At 42.2% G+C, this 18,494-nt stretch carries 16 protein-coding genes; 10 read left to right on the forward strand and 6 right to left on the reverse strand.

The features are described from left to right. Positions 1-17 precede the first annotated feature (17 nt). The 4 genes from F0249_RS10075 to F0249_RS10090 are packed head-to-tail and all read left to right on the forward strand — an operon-like array spanning position 18 to position 2,677. Positions 18-797, forward strand: coding sequence for a TSUP family transporter (locus tag F0249_RS10075; protein ID WP_017051933.1), 780 nt, complete (start codon positions 18-20; stop codon positions 795-797). Beyond that, complete coding sequence (locus F0249_RS10080) at positions 794-1,342, forward strand: primosomal replication protein (RefSeq protein ID WP_017051932.1); 549 nt, start codon at positions 794-796, stop codon at positions 1,340-1,342. The genes F0249_RS10075 and F0249_RS10080 overlap by 4 nt, the downstream gene beginning before the upstream one ends. A 2-nt stretch (positions 1,343-1,344) precedes the next feature. Then, on the forward strand, positions 1,345-1,500 hold the full coding sequence (gene rsmS / locus F0249_RS10085) for a pleiotropic regulatory protein RsmS (RefSeq protein ID WP_017051931.1): 156 nt from the start codon (positions 1,345-1,347) through the stop codon (positions 1,498-1,500). Between the two features lie 34 nt (positions 1,501-1,534). Then, complete coding sequence (locus F0249_RS10090; protein WP_171756585.1) at positions 1,535-2,677, forward strand: cupin domain-containing protein; 1,143 nt, start codon at positions 1,535-1,537, stop codon at positions 2,675-2,677. Positions 2,678-2,822: 145 nt separating this feature from the next. Here the strand turns inward: F0249_RS10090 and F0249_RS10095 are convergent, their stop codons facing one another. Beyond that, positions 2,823-4,940, reverse strand: coding sequence for a methyl-accepting chemotaxis protein (locus F0249_RS10095; protein ID WP_171756586.1), 2,118 nt, complete (start codon positions 4,938-4,940; stop codon positions 2,823-2,825). A 293-nt stretch (positions 4,941-5,233) separates the two neighbouring features. On the opposite strand from F0249_RS10095, the gene xthA reads away from it, so the two are divergent. After that, entirely contained in the window at positions 5,234-6,040 is an 807-nt protein-coding gene (gene xthA / locus F0249_RS10100; protein WP_171756587.1) for an exodeoxyribonuclease III, read from the forward strand. Positions 6,041-6,143: 103 nt separating this feature from the next. On the opposite strand, the gene F0249_RS10105 is transcribed toward xthA, so the two are convergent. From F0249_RS10105 to F0249_RS10125, 5 genes are all read right to left on the reverse strand, one after another. Beyond that, on the reverse strand, positions 6,144-6,821 hold the full coding sequence (locus F0249_RS10105) for an ABC transporter permease (RefSeq protein ID WP_113797514.1): 678 nt from the start codon (positions 6,819-6,821) through the stop codon (positions 6,144-6,146). Positions 6,822-6,823: 2 nt separating this feature from the next. Beyond that, positions 6,824-7,564: an ABC transporter permease gene (locus tag F0249_RS10110; RefSeq protein WP_136993735.1), complete on the reverse strand. Its 741-nt coding sequence runs from the start codon at positions 7,562-7,564 to the stop codon at positions 6,824-6,826. Between the two features lie 180 nt (positions 7,565-7,744). Continuing rightward, positions 7,745-8,521 carry an ABC transporter substrate-binding protein gene (locus F0249_RS10115; protein WP_017051925.1) on the reverse strand — a complete coding sequence of 259 codons (777 nt, stop codon included), beginning with the start codon at positions 8,519-8,521 and terminating at the stop codon, positions 7,745-7,747. Positions 8,522-8,623: 102 nt separating this feature from the next. After that, positions 8,624-9,394, reverse strand: coding sequence for an ABC transporter ATP-binding protein (locus F0249_RS10120; protein ID WP_113797517.1), 771 nt, complete (start codon positions 9,392-9,394; stop codon positions 8,624-8,626). Between the two features lie 245 nt (positions 9,395-9,639). After that, the gene (locus tag F0249_RS10125) at positions 9,640-11,124 is read right to left on the reverse strand and encodes a flagellar sheath protein A (protein WP_171756588.1); all 1,485 of its coding nucleotides are present in this window, start codon (positions 11,122-11,124) and stop codon (positions 9,640-9,642) included. A 454-nt stretch (positions 11,125-11,578) separates the two neighbouring features. Between F0249_RS10125 and F0249_RS10130 the strand changes: the two genes are divergently transcribed. From F0249_RS10130 to F0249_RS10150, 5 genes are all read left to right on the forward strand, one after another. Next, positions 11,579-13,117 (forward strand): DUF3360 family protein, encoded by a 1,539-nt coding sequence (locus F0249_RS10130; RefSeq protein WP_171756589.1) that lies wholly within the window; start codon positions 11,579-11,581, stop codon positions 13,115-13,117. Positions 13,118-13,422: 305 nt separating this feature from the next. Further along, positions 13,423-15,699, forward strand: coding sequence for a formate C-acetyltransferase (gene pflB / locus F0249_RS10135; RefSeq protein WP_113797523.1), 2,277 nt, complete (start codon positions 13,423-13,425; stop codon positions 15,697-15,699). A gap of 96 nt (positions 15,700-15,795) precedes the next feature. Beyond that, entirely contained in the window at positions 15,796-16,764 is a 969-nt protein-coding gene (locus F0249_RS10140) for a lipid A deacylase LpxR family protein (RefSeq protein WP_253825304.1), read from the forward strand. 242 nt (positions 16,765-17,006) lie between these two features. Next, positions 17,007-17,747: a pyruvate formate lyase 1-activating protein gene (gene pflA / locus F0249_RS10145; RefSeq protein WP_017054289.1), complete on the forward strand. Its 741-nt coding sequence runs from the start codon at positions 17,007-17,009 to the stop codon at positions 17,745-17,747. Between the two features lie 239 nt (positions 17,748-17,986). Then, complete coding sequence (locus F0249_RS10150; protein WP_136993731.1) at positions 17,987-18,487, forward strand: YfbU family protein; 501 nt, start codon at positions 17,987-17,989, stop codon at positions 18,485-18,487. The last annotated feature ends 7 nt before the right edge of the window (positions 18,488-18,494 follow it).

Raw genomic sequence — 18,494 nt, forward strand, 5'->3', positions numbered from 1 at the left:
GCCTCATTAGGAATTATATGGAATTTGTTGAACCGACGATGTTGGTTGTTTTAGCACTTGTGGCTTTCGTTGCGGGATTTATCGATGCGGTTGCTGGTGGCGGCGGGATGTTAACCGTTCCGGCTTTGCTATCCATTGGCTTACCACCTCATATTGTATTAGGCACAAATAAATTAGCCGCAACGTTTGCTTCTTTTACGGCTGCGGTAACGTATTACAAAAAACGACTATTTAAACCAGAATGCTGGCGGAATGCGTTCATCTCAACTCTTATTGGAGCCATTATTGGTACGTTAGTCGTTGATGCGATCAGCACAGAATGGTTGGAGAAAGTGCTGCCACTGATTATTTTAGCTACGGCTATCTATACTATTTTCCAAAAAACACCGACTGCCAGCCAGAATGTCACTCCGACACCATGCCCTAAACTAAAAAAGAAACAGGTATTTCAAGGCTTAACACTGGGGTTTTATGATGGAGTCGCTGGGCCTGGTACAGGTGCTTTTTGGACGGTGAGTTCAATGGCGCTATACAAACTGAATATTTTGCTGGCTTCTGGTCTTGCAAAAGCGATGAACTTTACCAGCAATATTACCTCTCTGGTCACTTTCGCTATACTTGGACATATCGATTGGGTACTTGGCTTAACCATGGGTGTTTGTCTGATGGCCGGAGCATTCGTGGGGGCTCACTCTGCCATTCGATTCGGCGCTAAATTCATTCGTCCTGTGTTCATCACAGTCGTGAGCGTATTAGCGGTTAAGCTGGCTTACAATGCGTGGTTCGTGAATCTATGAACAATTTCTCTCAATTAGCCACTATTCTTGATGATTTATCCAAACAGGCTGCGCAGCTTGATCGTCGCAGAGGTGAGCATCATCTCCCTCTATTTGATGAGCATCTATTTCATGGCAAAGCTCGCTTGATCGTACCCTGTGTACAAGAAGCAAAAAGTACTTATGAGAGCATCGTTAGAGAAAAGAAACACAACCGATTAACACCAGCACGCGCAGAATATCTTACCGAGCTATTATTAGCTCAAATTGGCGCGATTCAGCGTGAGCTTTCCACTCAAAAAATTCGGAAAGGCGAGATCAAACACAGCAGCTATTATCGAAAGCCCATTAATGAGCTGTATCAAGAGCTGGCACAACATCAAGAGTGGACTCGCCGCCTCAAAGAAATGGTGATAGAAAAAGAGCAAGAATTGAAAAATGCCCCCTCTTTTTATCAACAGCAAACCCAAAAAACCTTATTGGCGACTGAGCAACGTTTAAAGCGCTGTGAAGAAGCAATGTTAAAAATTGAAAAACAAATTACGTTTCGTGAAAAGAATCAATAATTATGACTCAACAAACACTTGAACAAGCACCTGAAGAAGTTAAATTGGCCGTCGACCTCATCTGTTTACTCGAACAGAATGACATCGACCCTCAGGTTGCTATTGAAGCGCTTAAAATTGTCAAATCTGACTGTGAAGCCAAATTAAAGAAAGCTTAACCCTCCCCCTATATCATTAAATCAAGGCTGTAAAATGTACCAACTGACTGTGTCTCTCGATGAGTTTCTTGCCGAATATTGGCAGAAAAAACCAATCATCATCAAGGGGGGATTCAAAAACTTTGAAGACCCAATTAGCCCCGATGAGATTGCAGGGTTAGCCATGGAAGAGGAGGTTGATTCGCGCTTTGTTTCCAACTTAAACGACCAGTGGGTAGCCGAACATGGCCCGTTTTCCGCTGATAAATTCGAATCGTTAGGCGAAACCAATTGGTCTTTCATTATACAAGCAGCCAATCATTGGCACTCTGGCGCGGCTCAGTTAGTCGAACCTTTCCTAGGCATGCCTAATTGGTTGTTCGATGATTTAATGATCAGCTACTCGGTAAAAGATGGCGGTGTCGGCCCACATATCGACCAATACGATGTCTTTATCATTCAGGGGAGCGGTCAGCGTCACTGGCGTGTTGGAGCACTTGACGAAGGTCAATACAAAGAGACCAGCCGCCACGTTGCACTGAGACAAATTGAAGGCTTTGAGCCTATCATTGATGACATTCTAGAACCTGGCGACATTCTCTATATTCCACCAGGCTTCCCACATGATGGTTATGCACTAGAGCCATCAATGAGCTACTCTGTCGGCTTCCGTTCACCAAAGGAACAAGAGCTGATCAGTAATTTTGCCGATTACGTATTAGCACATGATATGGGCGATGTGCATATGCATAACCCCGCTCTGACGACGCAAGATGGAAACGGAAAGATCCAAACGTCTGATTTGCAGCATTTAACGACTATGTTGAACTCTAGCTTGCAAAACCCAGAGATCATTCAAGATTTTATGGGCTGTATGTTAAGCCAATCTCGCCATCAACTTGATATTGTCGCTCCAGAGCAATTATGGACAGCAGAAGAAGTACAACTGCACATCATGAATGGTGGTGTCATTAACCGAGTAGCAGGCTTACGCGCGTTATATCATGAGCAAGACAGCGGTATTGCTTACATCAATGGCGAAGTGATCAAAGTTGCCGAGCAAGATAGAGCGATCATAACGCTGCTTTGCGATCAAGATTGGTTAGCAATAGAGAATCTCGGCCAAGAAATCAGCTCTGCGAACGTGGCGCTCATCTGTGAACTGATCAATAAAGGTTACTGGTTCATCGAAGAGTAATTCTCAGCAGTTATGAGTAACCTTAACCAGCTATAGGTAATTCTCGCGTTGGTATTAACGAGAATACTCAATATTTAAACCATTAAAAAAGGAGCTGAATTCAGCTCCTTTTGTTCAATCATTGCTCTTAAGAATCAAAATAAGCTCACACTTTAAACTGGTCCACCAGCGTTTGCTGGGTTGAAGAAAAGTCACTGATTTGATTTGCCACTCTTTCCGAGGCTTCCGCTTGCTCTAAAATTCTCGCACTTAAATCACGAATATTAGACACATTTTGGTTAACTTCGCCAGACACAGACTGCTGCTCTTCTGCTGCTCGAACTATTTGGCTATTCATATCACTAATTGCTGCGATAGATTCAAATATAGCACTTAACTCAGCCACTGCTTCTTGTACATGAAGCGCAGTACCATTCGCTAAGTAGTTACCTTCTTGAATCGCTTCAACCACATCTTCAGTTCCCTGCTGGACTTTTTGAATCACACCACGAATTTCGCCTACCGATGCTTGTGTTCTACTCGCCAGATTACGCACTTCATCAGCAACGACAGCAAAGCCTCTTCCCTGTTCACCTGCTCTAGCGGCTTCAATAGCGGCATTAAGCGCAAGCAAGTTAGTCTGCTCTGATATTCCCTCGATCACAGCGAGAATTTCTGTAATGTTACTATTATTTTTAGCCAGCTCTTCTACCACAGGCACAGCGCTTGTCATTCGATCAACCAACTTAACCATCTCAGAAGAGGAGAGTTCGATCACTTGCTGCCCTTTACTTGCAGACTCATTGGCCAGATGCGCGGCTTTCAGGGCTGTTTCTGCATTTTGAACCACTAAACTTGCGGTTTGCGTCATCTCTTCAGATGCAGTTGCAACAAGATCAACCTCTCTAAATTGAGCGTCACTGCTTCCGCGAGTTTCTGTCGCGGCCAGTTTCGCCTGATCGGTCGTACCCACAATTTGGCTGGTTGTCTGCACCACTTGCTTTATCGTATTCTGAAGCTTATCTAAAAATAGATTGAAACCTTCGGCTAATTGCCCTATTTCATCCTTTGTTGATACAGGGATCCTCTGAGTCAGATCCCCTTCTCCCGACGCGATATCTTGCAACCTCGCCACCATCAGCCTAATTGGCTTAACAATGCTTAACGACGCCAGCGCAATCACCACCAATCCAAAAATCACAAAAAGAGCGCCAGCAAACAATTCCGTTTTTACACCTTGTTCCACTTGTTCTGTGATCACTTGGTCAAGCAGATCCGCATCGGCTAATACGCTATCCCGTGGCATTTCAAAAACCACACCCCACGTTTGGTTGGCAACTTTAACTGGGGAGAAGACGATCAGTTGCTCACCTGAAGTGCTCCATTTCGTTTGCACTTCCTCACTAAACAGGAGATCGGTTACGTCATCACGTGATAGGTTTTCATTTTCAAAAAAAGATCCAACACTTATCGTTCGATCATCTGAAGCGATGACACTTCCATCAAGGCTAATAATTGAGACTTTCCCGCTTCCATTAAATAGGCTTGAATCTGAAGCGGTTGCAACATTGGCAAGACCATCGAGCTTTAAATCAATCCCCATGAAACCTATCGATTCACCATCAACTTTAATCGGAACAGAAATAGAAGATGTCAGAAATTGGCCGTTATCTTTCTTAACAAACCGTGGCGTGGTTACGCACGTTTCACCACTTGCTATCGGGCAAAAAAAGCGTTCACTATTGCTTGGCTCTTTTAATGTCTGTTCACTAAGGACATTAGCTAAAATATTCTCCCCATTTTCTGAAACGATCCAATATGGAGCAAAGCGGCCAATATCATTTGATCCAACGTAATCAGCATCGGTGTAGTTAGAGTCCTCACCATCTAATGAGTCGGGGTTAAAGACCAAATAAGCTCCCTGAATGGCGTCAAACTCCGAGACCGATTGACGAACCATCTCGTCGAGTGCCGTTCGAAGCTCCTCACTCGCTGTAAAGTTATCTTCTGCATTACGCTTTAGAAACAAGGCAGTAGACGCGAGCATTTCAGCACGATGCACCGCTTCAACTAAATAGGCCTGTACTTCTGTCGCATTTAATTGAGCACGGTTCTCCAGAAGTTGCTGAGATTTATTGATCACAGACTCTGAACTTTGAGATTTAATGATTTTCTGATTGTTGACAGCGTTATAGACCGAAAAGCCGATAAGGGATAGAGAAGTAACCAACAAGCAGCATCCTGCTAATAAGGTTATCTTCCACTGAACAGATAGGGTTCGCATGATACTTCCTTATATTTAAGCCAAAAACTTTTTCACTACCATGTGAATAGCTTAGTTATCAATTACACCATAATTATCTTAGATATCAATCGAAAGTTAGAGTAAATGTTAACAATGTGTTGTCATAAGATTTTTACACCTCTTAGTTACCTTCTGTCATGGCGCATTCCACCAAGTATACGGGTCAACTTGGCGCTTACTCTCTATTTTACTTATTCCCTATTTTACTTGTTCTCTATTATGATAGTGGTAACATTCTTGAAAGATAATCCATCTCATTTAAAGGATACCCAATGAAAGTAATCAGCTTTAATATCAATGGCCTAAGAGCTCGCCTACATCAGCTTCAAGCTATCATTGACAAGCATCAACCTGATGTCATCGGCCTACAAGAAATTAAAGTTCATGATGAAGCTTTTCCGATAGAGGATGTTGAAGCGATGGGCTACAAAGTTTACTTTCATGGCCAGAAAGCCCATTACGGCGTCGCAATGCTATGTAAGCAAGAGCCGCTGTCAATCCAGAAAGGTTTCCCAACCGATAACGATGAACATCAAAAACGAATGATTATCGGCACTTTTAAAGATGAGAATGGAGAGAAAGTCACGGTACTTAATGGTTATTTCCCTCAAGGCGATAATGTTAGTCACGAAACAAAGTTCCCGTATAAAGAACAGTTTTACAAAGATTTGATGTCTTACTTAAATGACCACCACAGTAATGATGAGCAAATCATCGTTATGGGTGACATTAACATCAGCCCAATTGATGCCGATATCGGGATTGGCGCTCCTAATGCAAAACGCTGGCTAAAAACAGGAAAATGCTCATTTCAGCCGATTGAACGTGAATGGCTGAAAACCTTGATGGATTGGGGCTTTGAAGATACGTTCCGGAAACTGCACCCAGAAGTCACTGATCAGTACTCATGGTTTGACTATCGTTCGAAAGGTTTCGTTGATAACCGTGGCCTACGTATTGATGTGGTTCTCGCAACCCCAAGTTTAGCAAGCCAATGTACCGATGCCGGTATTGACTATGAATTACGTGGAATTGAAAAGCCATCAGATCATGCACCAATTTGGTCTACTTTTAAGTAGTCAAAACAACTCAAGTTGATACAAATAAAGACACGATCAATAAAAAAGAGGGAGGCAATTTGGCCTCCCTCTTTCGTTTGTTCGAATAACCAAGTTTTTAACTCTAGCTTAACGGTCTCATATAAGCTAAGAAGCGTTTCTCTGCAAACTTAAAGCAAGCAATGATGATAAACGTTAAGCACATATAAAATAGCCCAGCAGTTAAAAATGACTCAAATGGTGCGTAGTAACGTGAGTTGACTAATCGTGCTGCGCCAGTGAGATCCATGATGGTCACAATACCCGCTACAGCTGAACCATGAAGCATGAAGATCACCTCATTACTGTATGCTGGCAATGCGCGTCTTAGAGCACTCGGCAATATGATTCTGCGGTAAGTTTTCCACGTGCTCATGCCATAAGCTTTTGCCGCTTCCACTTCCCCTTTCGGTAAGCCGTTAATCGCACCACGGATGATTTCTGCTGTATATGCGGAAGTGTTTAGTACAAATGCAATCAATGCACAGAACCAAGCATGCTCCCAAAGTGTCCCTTTTACAGGAAAGAATTGATCCATTCCGTAATAAATCAAATACAACTGAACCAGTAATGGCGTACCACGGAAAAAATAAATAAATGTCCAAGCGGGTCCACTGAACGCATAATTATGACTATTTCGTGCAACAGCCAGCGGAATCGCAACCGTCAATCCAATGATTAGGGCACATAGCACCATCCAAACGGTCGTCCATAATCCATCAAGGTATATGGGCAAGCTTTCAATCACTAATGAAAAATCCATAATTACCTCGCGTGAATACTAAATTTACGTTCGACCACTTTAAGCAAGCCTGTCGAAACGCTGGTAAAGAATAAGAAGATCAATGCTACAGACATGTAGAAGGTAAATGGCATCTTGGTTGAACCGGCAGCCAATGAACTAACTCGAACCATATCATCTAAGCCAATGATCGATACCAGCGCCGTTGTTTTCAGTAGAACTAGCCAGTTGTTACCAAAACCAGGCAACGCATGACGGATCATTTGAGGAAGCAAGATACGTCTAAATGCCAAAGCGGTGCTCATTCCATACGCTTTTGCCGCTTCCATTTCGCCGTGATCGACTGCCATTATCGCTCCGCGGAACGTTTCTGCCATGTAAGCGCCAAATATAAAGCCAATGGTTAAAACACCCGCGATGAATGGACTCACATCGATATAATCTGGCAGATAATCTACCCACTCATGGCTTGGATCACTTGAAGTAAACCACTCATTCAGCCACTCATTGATGGCATATAAACTGTTATTCAATAAGATCTGACCACCGAAGAAGATCAGCATCATTAAAACTAAATCAGGGATCCCGCGAATAACAGTTGTATAAAGAGTCGCGATAGCTCTAGCCCAGCGATAAGGAGCCAGTTTTGCAAGTGCACCTAACATCCCTAGTATCATGGCAAGAATCAGTGACAGTATTGCCACTTGTATCGTCAGTATGGCCCCATTAAATATTGAGGCTTCGTATCCTTGTAAATCCAGCATAATAATTCCCAGCAAAAACGACTAGTCAGGAATACCATCATTCAACAAACGGCTAGGTTAATATGGTTATCACCACAACAGGTATCCACCTGTAATAATTGAGTAAGTCGCTTGTGGAATGAAAGTGTCTAACGGTAGGTAAGAGACTGTTATGTTAGATAACAGCCTCTCGCATGAAGACTATTGACCGTATACGTCGTAGTTGAAGTATTTAGCCGCGATATCTTGATAGATACCTTTGTCGCGCAAAGATAAAATAGCCGCATCTAGCTTTTTAGTTAGTGCTTTATCTTGTTTGCGTAGAGCGATACCAAAACCTTCACCAAACCACTTAGGATCTGTCAATGATGGACCTACAAACTCATAAGCTTCACCACCAGCTTTGTTCAATACGCCCTCTTCTAGCGCTGATGCATCACCAAGTACTGACACAATACGACCATTAGCGAGATCTAAATATGCTTCATCAAATGAACCGTAACGAACGATCTCAACGGCATCGCCATAGTTATCTGTTAGGTATTTATCATGAGTTGTTGCACGTTGAACACCAATTTTCACACCTTTTAGCCCTTCTTTAGAGAAGTCTAAGTTTGCACCTTTTTTCGAAATGAATTTATTTGGGATTAGTGCGTACTTGCCTGTGAAATCAATTTTTTTCTTACGCTCTTCAGTAATCGACATTGCCGCAATGATTGCATCGTACTTACGAGCAAGAAGTGACGGAATAATACCATCCCAATCTTGAGGGACGATCTTACATTTCACTTTCATCTCAGTACAAAGCGCATTTGCCATGTCAACATCAAAGCCTTTAAGCGAGCCGTCCGCTTCTGTCCAACTAAATGGAGGATAAGCACCTTCAATACCAAAACGTACTGTTTTCCATTCCTTAGCCTGTGCCATTCCAGTTGCTGCTGTTGCAGCAATCGCTGCCACTAATAACCACTTTTTCATTTCCATACTCCTGTGGATTGTTACTTATTTTATGTTGCTTTCGTTGTGTTGTGTTTTACTTTTCATCGCCACGAATTAACCTTTATTGAACGTTAATAAAGGTTAGTAAATTGACGAAATAAACTGTTGTAAGCGTTCAGATTCTGGATTAGTAAAGAGTTGCGCAGGGTTACCTTGCTCTTCAACTAAGCCTTGGTGTAGAAACATCACGTGATTAGATACATCGCGAGCAAAAGCCATTTCGTGAGTCACCACTAGCATAGTTCGGCCTTCCTCTGCCAAATCACGCATAACGCCTAATACTTCACCAACCAATTCAGGGTCAAGTGCTGAGGTAGGTTCGTCAAATAACATCACTTCAGGATCAACCGCTAAGGCTCTTGCTATTGCTGCTCGCTGTTGCTGCCCACCAGATAAGTGACCAGGGTAGTAATCTTTTCGCTCGTATAACCCTACTTTTTGCAGCAGAAGTTCTGCATTTTCTAATGCTTGAGCTTTTGGAACGCCGAGGACATGAACAGGTGCTTCAATGATATTTTCCAATACCGTCATGTGAGACCATAAATTGAAACCTTGAAATACCATTGCCAAACGAGAGCGGATACGTTGAACCTGTTTCTCATTGGCTGGAACAGCCTCTCCTGCACGGTTGTTTTTCATTTGAATAAGTTCGCCGTTCACCCAAATTTCACCCGCGGTTGGGGTTTCGAGTAAATTGACACAGCGTAGAAAGGTACTCTTGCCTGAACCGGAAGAGCCGATGATAGACACCACATCTCCTTTGTGTGCAGATAATGAGATGCCTTTTAAGACTTCGTTTTGACCAAATGTCTTGTGCAGTTCTTTTATATCAAGCGCTGGTACTTCATTCATGCGCTGTTGCTCCCTAATTTATTATTACTGCTAAGGTACTCCGACCTTTAATTGCAATACAAATTAGCACTCAACGAAAAAACATGCAACAAATTATTAACTTATAAAACAACAAATAACTAGTCATTTTATCCAAATTAATATGCACAAAATGGTATTTTCATCTTTTTATGGTGAATAGAAGCTGTAAAAAAGCCCCTATCAAGGGGCTTTGATTAGTTTCAATTATGTTACATCATTACAATTTAATTGACGCTATTTTCCAGCGCTACAACTGATAAGCTTAACATTGAGACATTCCGATTTTTTACGGGCGTAGGTAAAGAAACTGAGCCATTTACATCCGTATAGTTAGCTAAGTCAATATCAACAATGCTTTGTAAGTTCATACTCTTCTCCATGAACCATGCAACTGAGTCTGCGTTTTCTAAATCAAGCTTAGCTACACCAATCTCGATTCTATCAGAAGCAACTTGTTGAAAAGTAACAACAGAGCTTTTCATCAAAGCTTGATTAGCGTTTGCTGGTGCAAAAATCGTTTGGTAAAAGTCATAATTTAGACTTGTCACACCTCTTACGTGAGTTCTTTGTAAATCGAAATCACTAGGTGTGAAACCAGCAGAGCTGACGCAGAAATCTGCTGTACAACTGGTATCTACTGCAGTTGAGGAAAAATCGCTTACTGACGGAATTGATACATTCAAATCTACCCCGGAGAATGGTTTCAATGTATTCACGCTCCACGATCCATTTGTAGATATACCATTTGCTTTCACTCCCCAGCTAGTCGCTGATAAGTTGCTACTTGAATACGATAACGTTGTGGCATTGTTATACAAAGGCTGCCATTGATACACATCATTTCCGTATGCTAATTCTACATTACTAGTGTTATCAATTGAGAAACCGTTCGGGATAATATTCAGACCATCAACATCCACATCTCGCATTGAGACAGACGGGAGATTTGTCGGTGGATTAGTAGAATCATAAATAGATGTAGAAGGAACGAAAGTAAAATGCTTTAACTCTTCATACTCTTGAGGGTTACTTGCCAATGTGTCAAACGCAGTAACCAGCACGCTCTTAGTTCCAACTAAAGGTGCTTTAACAGGTATATTAGCTGAAAGCTCACGGCCACTTACCAGAGAATTAACATAGCTTGATTGGTAGTAGCTGGTATCTACACTACTTTGCGCCACAGCAACAGCAGCGTTATCAGACAGTGTTAAATTAAATTGTTCACCTTGATAACAATTATTTGAGCGGTTGGCTTGCTGCCTAACATTAAGAACTAAATTCGTCATTAGATCTTTCTGGACGGTGAACATATACACATCGTTACGATTGCCCAGCCCTCCTACAACTTCTTCAAGGGAAACATAACCATTATCCGGTATGAGGCCACTATCAATGACAACCTTCCCAGTGGCAGGAATATCTGTGATTGTTTCTTCTGTAATCACAGACCCATCAGCATTGTGGTACAACACATTAAAGCCTTCATCCGCTATTCTCGCTGCAATCACGTTACCTGCAGTTGTTTGATCATCAGAATAAATACTGCAGCCTGCACCAATAGAAGATTTTACATCGCTGTATAAATGAACAAACTGCCAAGTATATGTTGGGGCTGCGGGAGCACCGCCACCGCCGCCGCCTCCACCGCCGCAACCAACTAATAAGCCAGATATTAACGCCACTAACGGCAATACTTTGTTATTTTTCATTTTATTATCCTGAAGCGGCAAGTGATCGCCATTTAAAAGTCATTGCTGAATCTTAAGCAAGTTTAGCGCCAGAAATCAATTTTGCATGGTAAAAACATGAGCTTGTAAACGGTTCATCACACAAGTGTGAGACCAAACAGCACATCTAGCTTTGTTCACTTTATGTAATCAAATTACACGCAATATCCGCGGCAATAACCATAGATGATACTTTTTGTTGTTTTCTTTCACATCCATAATTTAAAGTGATCAAGATCAATCACCCAAAAGGGTAAGATTGGTAGACTCGCGACAAAGATAAAGCGCGGTTTAAGGCTTTACAAATTTTCATTGGCTATGCACAGGCACATAATAGACGTGTTACATTATATGCCTTAGCACAAGGAATTACCGCAGGACGCGGGTTTATAGAATTCAAAATAGAATTACTAACTTTTAAAAATATGAGGAATCTATGTCAGACGTAAACAAAGAGCACTCAGAAGTGGACGAGAAGAGCTATCAAGAGCTACACCGTCCGGCGTCTGAGTTTGCAGGCCGTTCTGAATATCTTGACCACGAACTTCAAATCATGAAGCCACGTCGTTTTGGTTTAAACTTACCCGGTCGTGACTTCCGCTTTGAACTTGAAGATTTAGTTCCTGCTCTTGCTGGTACTATCGGTATCATCGCGATGTACTCTGCGGTAATGATGTCTTGGGCAGATGGCCTAACTGCGGCTTGGGACCACGTAAATCTTGGTAAAGAGTTTGCAATCGAAGTGGCACGTGTTGAAATGCTTATTCCTGCACTTCTATTCTGTGTGTTAGCTTCTGGCTTTATTAACCCTCGAGCAAACCTTGCGGGTAACCACGGTCCAATGATCCCATTAATCGGCACAATCGCGCTTGCCGGTGCTCACCCTCTTGCTCTTGCAATCCTTCTGGGTGTCTTTGGTCTTCTGCTTAGTTACTTTAAAGGTGGCTCCAAACTGGTTAATTTGACTGGTGAAGGGGTGGCTGGTGGTCTCTTAGTTTTCCTCGGTTTTACCGGTGCAATGAGCCAAATTGGACAAATCCAAAATTGGGCAACTGGCCTAGAGTCAGCTGAAGTCGTAAAAGGCAGCATGGGCTACGTCGGTCTTGTTGTTTTAGCGGTTAACATTGTTCTTTATGCTTTCCTTGCTCGTATCAACAAACGTTGGTTAGCGATTCCAGCTTGTGCGGTAACAGGTCTTATTGTTGCACTAATTTTCGGTACTGGTTTCGACCTTCAATTTGAAACTCAAATGGGTCTTCCAAATCTAAACCCTGTTTACTGGTGGGGCTCTACAAGTGAAGGTTGGATGCTAGGTCTTCCTAACCTTGAGCACTTCATTGCTTCTCTACCGTTTGCTATTCTAGCGGTTGCGATGTGGTCTCCTGACTTCCTAGGTCACCGTATCTTCCAAGAGCTAAACTACCCACGTAAAACTGAAAAAGTTCTAATGGACGTTGATGACACGATGACTATGTGTTCTATCCGTCAAATCGTTGGTACAGCGGTTGGTGGTGGTAACATCACTTCATCTTGGGGTACTTACATGATCCCAGCTGCGATTGCAAAACGTCCAATTCCTGGCGGTGCCATCATTCTTGGTCTATTAGTTATGACTATTGCTATTCTTGGTTTCCCAATGGATGTAGCAGTATGGCCACCTGTAATGCGTATCGCTCTTCTAGTAGGTGTTTTCTTACCTCTACTTGAAGCGGGCATGCAAATGGTTAAGGACACTAAGGATTCACAATCTGCTGGTATTTGTATCTTTGCTTCTGCAGTAGTGAACCCTGTTCTAGCTTGGGCTCTAACAATGCTGTTAGATAACAATGGCCTAATTGGTGATAAGACTCGTGCAGCAAAACTTTCTTTTGTTGACCGTATCGTGATCCCTGGTGGCGTTCTTGTTATCTGTCTAATTGCCATGCTTGCAGTTGGTATGCTTGAAGGTCAATACGGCATCCCTGGTTTCTTATAATTGAGTAAGAACCAGTAAAGTAAATTTGAGTGACGCAACCCGTCACTCAAATTTTATTTAGCTGTTTCAAATTTTTTTAGCATTTATTGATTTAGTTTAAGGTTTGCAAAAAAATTTTAGTGTACTATTGATTTCAACTTAGTAAGTCACCATATGTTGAATAGTGACAATATATATCGTTATGTGACTAGTTCACGTAAATATAGATATTGTTATTTAATAAGAGTGTACCTTTCCCGTTTCTGGGATAACTGTCTCTACAGTGAATCGGTACGTGTTTTTACTACTAAAAAGGTAGGTATGTCATGGCAGAGCAATTTGCTAAAGCTTGGGAAAGTTTTGTTGAAGGTGAATGGCAAAACGAAGTTAACGTTCGCGATTTTATCCAGAAGAACTACGCACCGTATGAAGGTGACGAATCTTTCCTAGTTTCTGAAGGTACTGAAGCAACTAACAAGCTTTGGGCTTCGGTAATGGAAGGTATCAAACAGGAAAACGCAACAAAAGCTCCTGTTGATTTTGATACTTCTGTTATCTCTACCATCACTGCTCACGATGCAGGCTACATTGAAAAAGACCTAGAAACTATTGTTGGTCTTCAAACTGAAAAACCGCTAAAACGTGCAATCATCCCTAACGGTGGTGTGCGTATGGTTGAAGGTTCTTGTAAAGCATACGGCGAAACTCTTGACCCTATGGTTTCAAAAATCTACTCAGAATACCGCAAAACACACAACGCTGGCGTTTTCGATATTTACACTCCTGATATCCTAAAATGTCGTAAGTCTGGTGTTTTGACTGGTCTTCCTGATGCTTACGGCCGTGGTCGTATCATCGGTGACTACCGTCGTGTTGCACTTTACGGTATTGATTACCTAATGAAAGACAAGCTAGCTCAATTCGCTTCTCTACAAGAGCGTTTTGAAAATGGCGAAGACCTAGCAGCTACAATGCAACTTCGTGAAGAAATTGCTGAGCAACACCGCGCTCTAGGCCAAATTAAAGTTATGGCTGCGAAATACGGCTGTGATATTTCTGAGCCAGCTCAAACTGCTCAAGAAGCTATCCAATGGACTTACTTCGGCTACCTAGCTGCTGTTAAATCTCAAAACGGTGCTGCAATGTCTCTAGGTCGTACTTCGACTTTCCTAGACATCTACATCGAACGTGATATCGCTGCTGGCATCATCACTGAAGTTCAAGCTCAAGAAATGATTGACCACTTCGTAATGAAGCTACGTATGGTTCGTTTCCTACGTACTCCTGAATACGATGAGCTGTTCTCTGGCGACCCTATCTGGGCTACAGAATCTATGGGTGGTATGGGTGTTGATGGTCGTACTCTAGTTACGCGTTCAAACTTCCGTTTCCTAAACAGCCTATACACTATGGGTCCTTCTCCAGAGCCAAACATCACTGTTCTTTGGTCTGAGCAACTACCTGACGGCTTCAAACGTTTCTGTGCAAAAGTATCTATCGATACTTCTTCTATCCAGTACGAAAACGATGATCTAATGCGTCCTGACCTTGGTTCTGACGACTACGCAATTGCATGTTGTGTTTCTCCAATGATTGTTGGTAAACAAATGCAGTTCTTCGGTGCTCGTGCAAACCTTGCTAAGACAATGCTTTACTCAATCAATGGCGGCATGGACGAGAAGCTGAAAATGCAAGTCGGCCCTAAAGAAGCGCCAATGACTGATGCAGTTCTTGATTACGATAAAGTAATGGATCGTCTAGATCACTTCATGGATTGGCTAGCTAAGCAATACGTGACTGCGCTAAACAGCATTCACTACATGCACGACAAATACAGCTACGAAGCGTCTCTAATGGCTCTTCATGACCGTGACGTTCGTCGTACTATGGCTTGTGGTATTGCTGGTCTGTCAGTTGCTGCTGACTCACTGTCTGCAATCAAATTCGCTAAAGTTTCTCCTATCCGTGATGAAGATGGTATTGCTACTGACTTCGCTATCGAAGGTGACTACCCTAAATTTGGTAACAACGATTCACGCGTAGATGACATCGCATGTGAACTTGTTTCTACATTCATGGGCAAAATCCGTAAACTGACTATGTACCGCAATGCGATCCCTACTCAGTCTATCCTTACTATCACTTCTAACGTTGTGTACGGTAAGAAAACGGGTAACACTCCAGATGGTCGTCGCGCTGGTGCTCCTTTCGCTCCTGGTGCAAACCCAATGCACGGTCGTGACGAAAAAGGCGCTGTAGCTTCACTTACTTCTGTAGGTAAACTACCGTTTGCTGATGCTCAAGATGGTATCTCTTACACTTTCTCTATCGTGCCAAATGCACTAGGTAAAGAAGAAGATAGCCAACGTTCTAACCTTGCTGGTCTTATGGATGGTTACTTCCACCACGAAACTGGTATTGAAGGTGGTCAACACCTTAACGTGAACGTTCTTAACCGCGAAACTCTAGAAGACGCAGTTAAGCACCCAGAGAACTACCCTCAGCTTACTATCCGTGTATCGGGTTACGCTGTACGTTTCAACTCTCTGACTACTGAGCAACAACAAGACGTAATCGCACGTACTTTCACTGAATCTCTATAATTTATTATAGATTTGGTATCAAAACCCACTCTTAGGAGTGGGTTTTTTTTTATTCTCAGGTACGATACAAGCAACTAATATTAAGTCGTAATTAACATGAACTTGAAGAAGCCTCTATTACTCGCCCTGCTCTCACTATCATCAACACTTTCTCATGCTGGTACGTTTACATTTAGCTTAGATAATGATGGTATTTTTGGTGTTGATAAAGACTATACCAATGGTCTATTCCTTTCTTATTTTTCCGATGAGGTTAGCCTTTCGCCTGTTCTGACTCCTATCACTAGCTCATTTGGAACCTTTGGTGGTGCGGCCCATAAAGTAGGTTTTACGCTTGGGCAAACCATTTATACTCCAAAGAAAATTGAAGAGTCCACGCCTCAAGTCGATCAGCGCCCTTATGCTGGTGTACTTTTTTTCCAAACGGATATTGCTAATATTTCAGCCTATAGAGCTGATCGGTACGGCTTCTTGGTTGGCTCCACAGGTCCAAACTCTTTAGCCGATGTCGCTCAAGATTTCATTCACAGCATTACAGGATCAACTCAACCTGAAGGCTGGGATTATCAAGTCGAAGATCAAATGCTAGGCAACTTTGAGTTTGAAACTCATAATGCCCTGTTTCGTAGCCGATCAAGTGGCGGTACTCAACACGAGATAAAAAACATCTCTAGAGTGATGGCGGGTAATTACCGTAGTGAAATCGCAACTGGGATGATGTGGCGTTGGGGCTCAGGTTTAGATAGCAGTATTGGTTCCGCAAGGGTTTCAATGGAAAACTCGTTTCTGCCCGGTATGATCATGCAAGGTTCAAGTAGTGCTTATCTGTTCGCTGGCGTAGAAGGCCGCTACCGTTTTAATGACATCACTATCGATGGGCCAGTTCCTGATGAAGTTTATCCAGTGACTTTACAAAATACTCAAGCCACCGCAAGCTTAGGCGCTGTTTGGTATAATCAAACGCTAGGCGCATCTTTCACATTCTCAGCTAAAACGTCTGATTTCAAGGAAGATGAGACGTCAGCCTATGGGGTAGGCGCACTGACGCTCTTTGGCTTCTTCTAAACTTATGCAATGTACTCTAGAGAGTTAATATGCCTTATTTTAAAAATCCACTGATGGTATTCCACAGTGGATTTTTTATACTCTTTTTCCTTATCACTCAAACAAAATTTTACCTCAAATTCGTATCTATGATTTCTTACCTATTTCCTTACAAATACACAGCTCTAGCACTGAAGTAGGGCTATATATCCCTTACTATTTGTAATAAAATAGTCATTAAATTACCTATTTGAGATGAGCTTATGTCAACATCTGGTCGTATTCACTCATTCGAGTCATGTGGCACCGTCGATGGCCCTGGAATCCGTTTTATTGTGTTCTTACAAGGCTGTTTAATGCGTTGTATGTATTGTCATAACCGTGATACTTGGGATGTTAATGATGGCCGAGAAGTCACTGTTGAAGAAATTATCAAAGAAGCGAAATCTTACCGCCACTTTATGAAAGCTTCTGGTGGAGGTATTACTTGTTCTGGTGGTGAAGCCATGTTGCAGCCAGAATTCGTTCGTGATTTCTTCCGAGCGGCACAAGCTGAAGGTATCCACACCTGCCTTGATACCAATGGCTATATTCGTAAGCACACTGATGTCGTTGATGAAGTTTTAGACGCTACCGATCTGGTAATGCTAGATCTAAAACACATGAAAGATGAAATCCATCATGATTTTATTGGTGTATCAAATAAGCGAACGCTCGACTTTGCTCGTTACTTACACAAACTTGGTCAAAAAACGTGGATCCGTTATGTGATTGTTCCAGGGTATACGGATGACGAAGAGTCAGCTCACATGCTTGGCGAATTTATCAAAGATATGGACAATATCGAAAAGGTTGAGTTACTGCCTTATCACAAGCTAGGCGCTCATAAATGGGAAGCGCTGGGTTACGATTATCCGCTGGAAGGGACAAATCCACCATCGAAAGAGACGATGGATAAAATGGTCAGCATCCTTAGCCAGTATAATGATAATGTAAAATACTAAACTCAATAGTATCTCTTGTACATTTGACGATAATACCAGCTTAAACGCTGGTATTTTTTTCATCCTTTTCCCGTTCGGTTATTCTTAAAATTTCGTTTATTCTTAAAAATAGAGAGAACGACTATGATGAAAAAATCGACGAATGATATTAAATCGGTGTTGAGATCATGTTTCAATATGAATAAACACTGTTAATCTAGTTTCAACAATAAAATCAAATTAAATCTAGTGAGGCTCCAATGGATATGACAAACGCTCAACGTTTGATCCTTTCAAATCAATACTACCTAATGTCGCAAATGAACCCAGACAACGCTGCAAAGTACCAACGTTTGCAGACCATTGTAGAGCGCGGATACGCTTTGCAAATGAACGAACTGAATAAAGAGTTTGGCTGCTTAACGGAAGAAGAGTGCCGTGAAGTGATTGCCATTATGGAAATGTATCATGCGATGCAAGAGTCAAACAAAATGCTTTCTGAAGCTGAGCGTAAAGATGTCGATCAACGCCGCCTACAGTTCTTAGGCTTTGATATTGCGACCGAAGCGCAAGTTGTACATTATGTTCGCTTCCTTACTGAATCTGAAGGACTTTATCCTCAATTCGAAAAGAACGACCATCACTTTAACAGCCAAATGCCAATGTTAGAGAAGTACCGCAGAATGCTAGTAACTTGGGGTAAATGCCCTCGTCAATACCATTTATCTGCCGCTGAGTTCACCCAAATTTTTAATGCTTAACCCCATG

Origin of the sequence: Vibrio sp. 03-59-1 (assembly GCF_013114135.1) — a bacterium.
Classification (GTDB): domain Bacteria; phylum Pseudomonadota; class Gammaproteobacteria; order Enterobacterales; family Vibrionaceae; genus Vibrio; species Vibrio cortegadensis.

Coding starts and splice junctions, on each gene's coding strand:
- rsmS (WP_017051931.1), top strand. CDS start 1,345: ATGACTCAACAAACACTTGAACAAGCACCTGAAGAAGTTAAATTGGCC.
- F0249_RS10115 (WP_017051925.1), bottom strand. CDS start 8,521: ATGAAAAAGTGGTTATTAGTGGCAGCGATTGCTGCAACAGCAGCAACT.
- F0249_RS10090 (WP_171756585.1), top strand. CDS start 1,535: ATGTACCAACTGACTGTGTCTCTCGATGAGTTTCTTGCCGAATATTGG.
- F0249_RS10105 (WP_113797514.1), bottom strand. CDS start 6,821: ATGGATTTTTCATTAGTGATTGAAAGCTTGCCCATATACCTTGATGGA.
- F0249_RS10125 (WP_171756588.1), bottom strand. CDS start 11,124: ATGAAAAATAACAAAGTATTGCCGTTAGTGGCGTTAATATCTGGCTTA.
- F0249_RS10150 (WP_136993731.1), top strand. CDS start 17,987: ATGGATATGACAAACGCTCAACGTTTGATCCTTTCAAATCAATACTAC.
- F0249_RS10120 (WP_113797517.1), bottom strand. CDS start 9,394: ATGAATGAAGTACCAGCGCTTGATATAAAAGAACTGCACAAGACATTT.
- F0249_RS10110 (WP_136993735.1), bottom strand. CDS start 7,564: ATGCTGGATTTACAAGGATACGAAGCCTCAATATTTAATGGGGCCATA.
- xthA (WP_171756587.1), top strand. CDS start 5,234: ATGAAAGTAATCAGCTTTAATATCAATGGCCTAAGAGCTCGCCTACAT.
- F0249_RS10140 (WP_253825304.1), top strand. CDS start 15,796: ATGAACTTGAAGAAGCCTCTATTACTCGCCCTGCTCTCACTATCATCA.
- F0249_RS10130 (WP_171756589.1), top strand. CDS start 11,579: ATGTCAGACGTAAACAAAGAGCACTCAGAAGTGGACGAGAAGAGCTAT.
- F0249_RS10095 (WP_171756586.1), bottom strand. CDS start 4,940: ATGCGAACCCTATCTGTTCAGTGGAAGATAACCTTATTAGCAGGATGC.
- pflB (WP_113797523.1), top strand. CDS start 13,423: ATGGCAGAGCAATTTGCTAAAGCTTGGGAAAGTTTTGTTGAAGGTGAA.
- F0249_RS10080 (WP_017051932.1), top strand. CDS start 794: ATGAACAATTTCTCTCAATTAGCCACTATTCTTGATGATTTATCCAAA.
- F0249_RS10075 (WP_017051933.1), top strand. CDS start 18: ATGGAATTTGTTGAACCGACGATGTTGGTTGTTTTAGCACTTGTGGCT.
- pflA (WP_017054289.1), top strand. CDS start 17,007: ATGTCAACATCTGGTCGTATTCACTCATTCGAGTCATGTGGCACCGTC.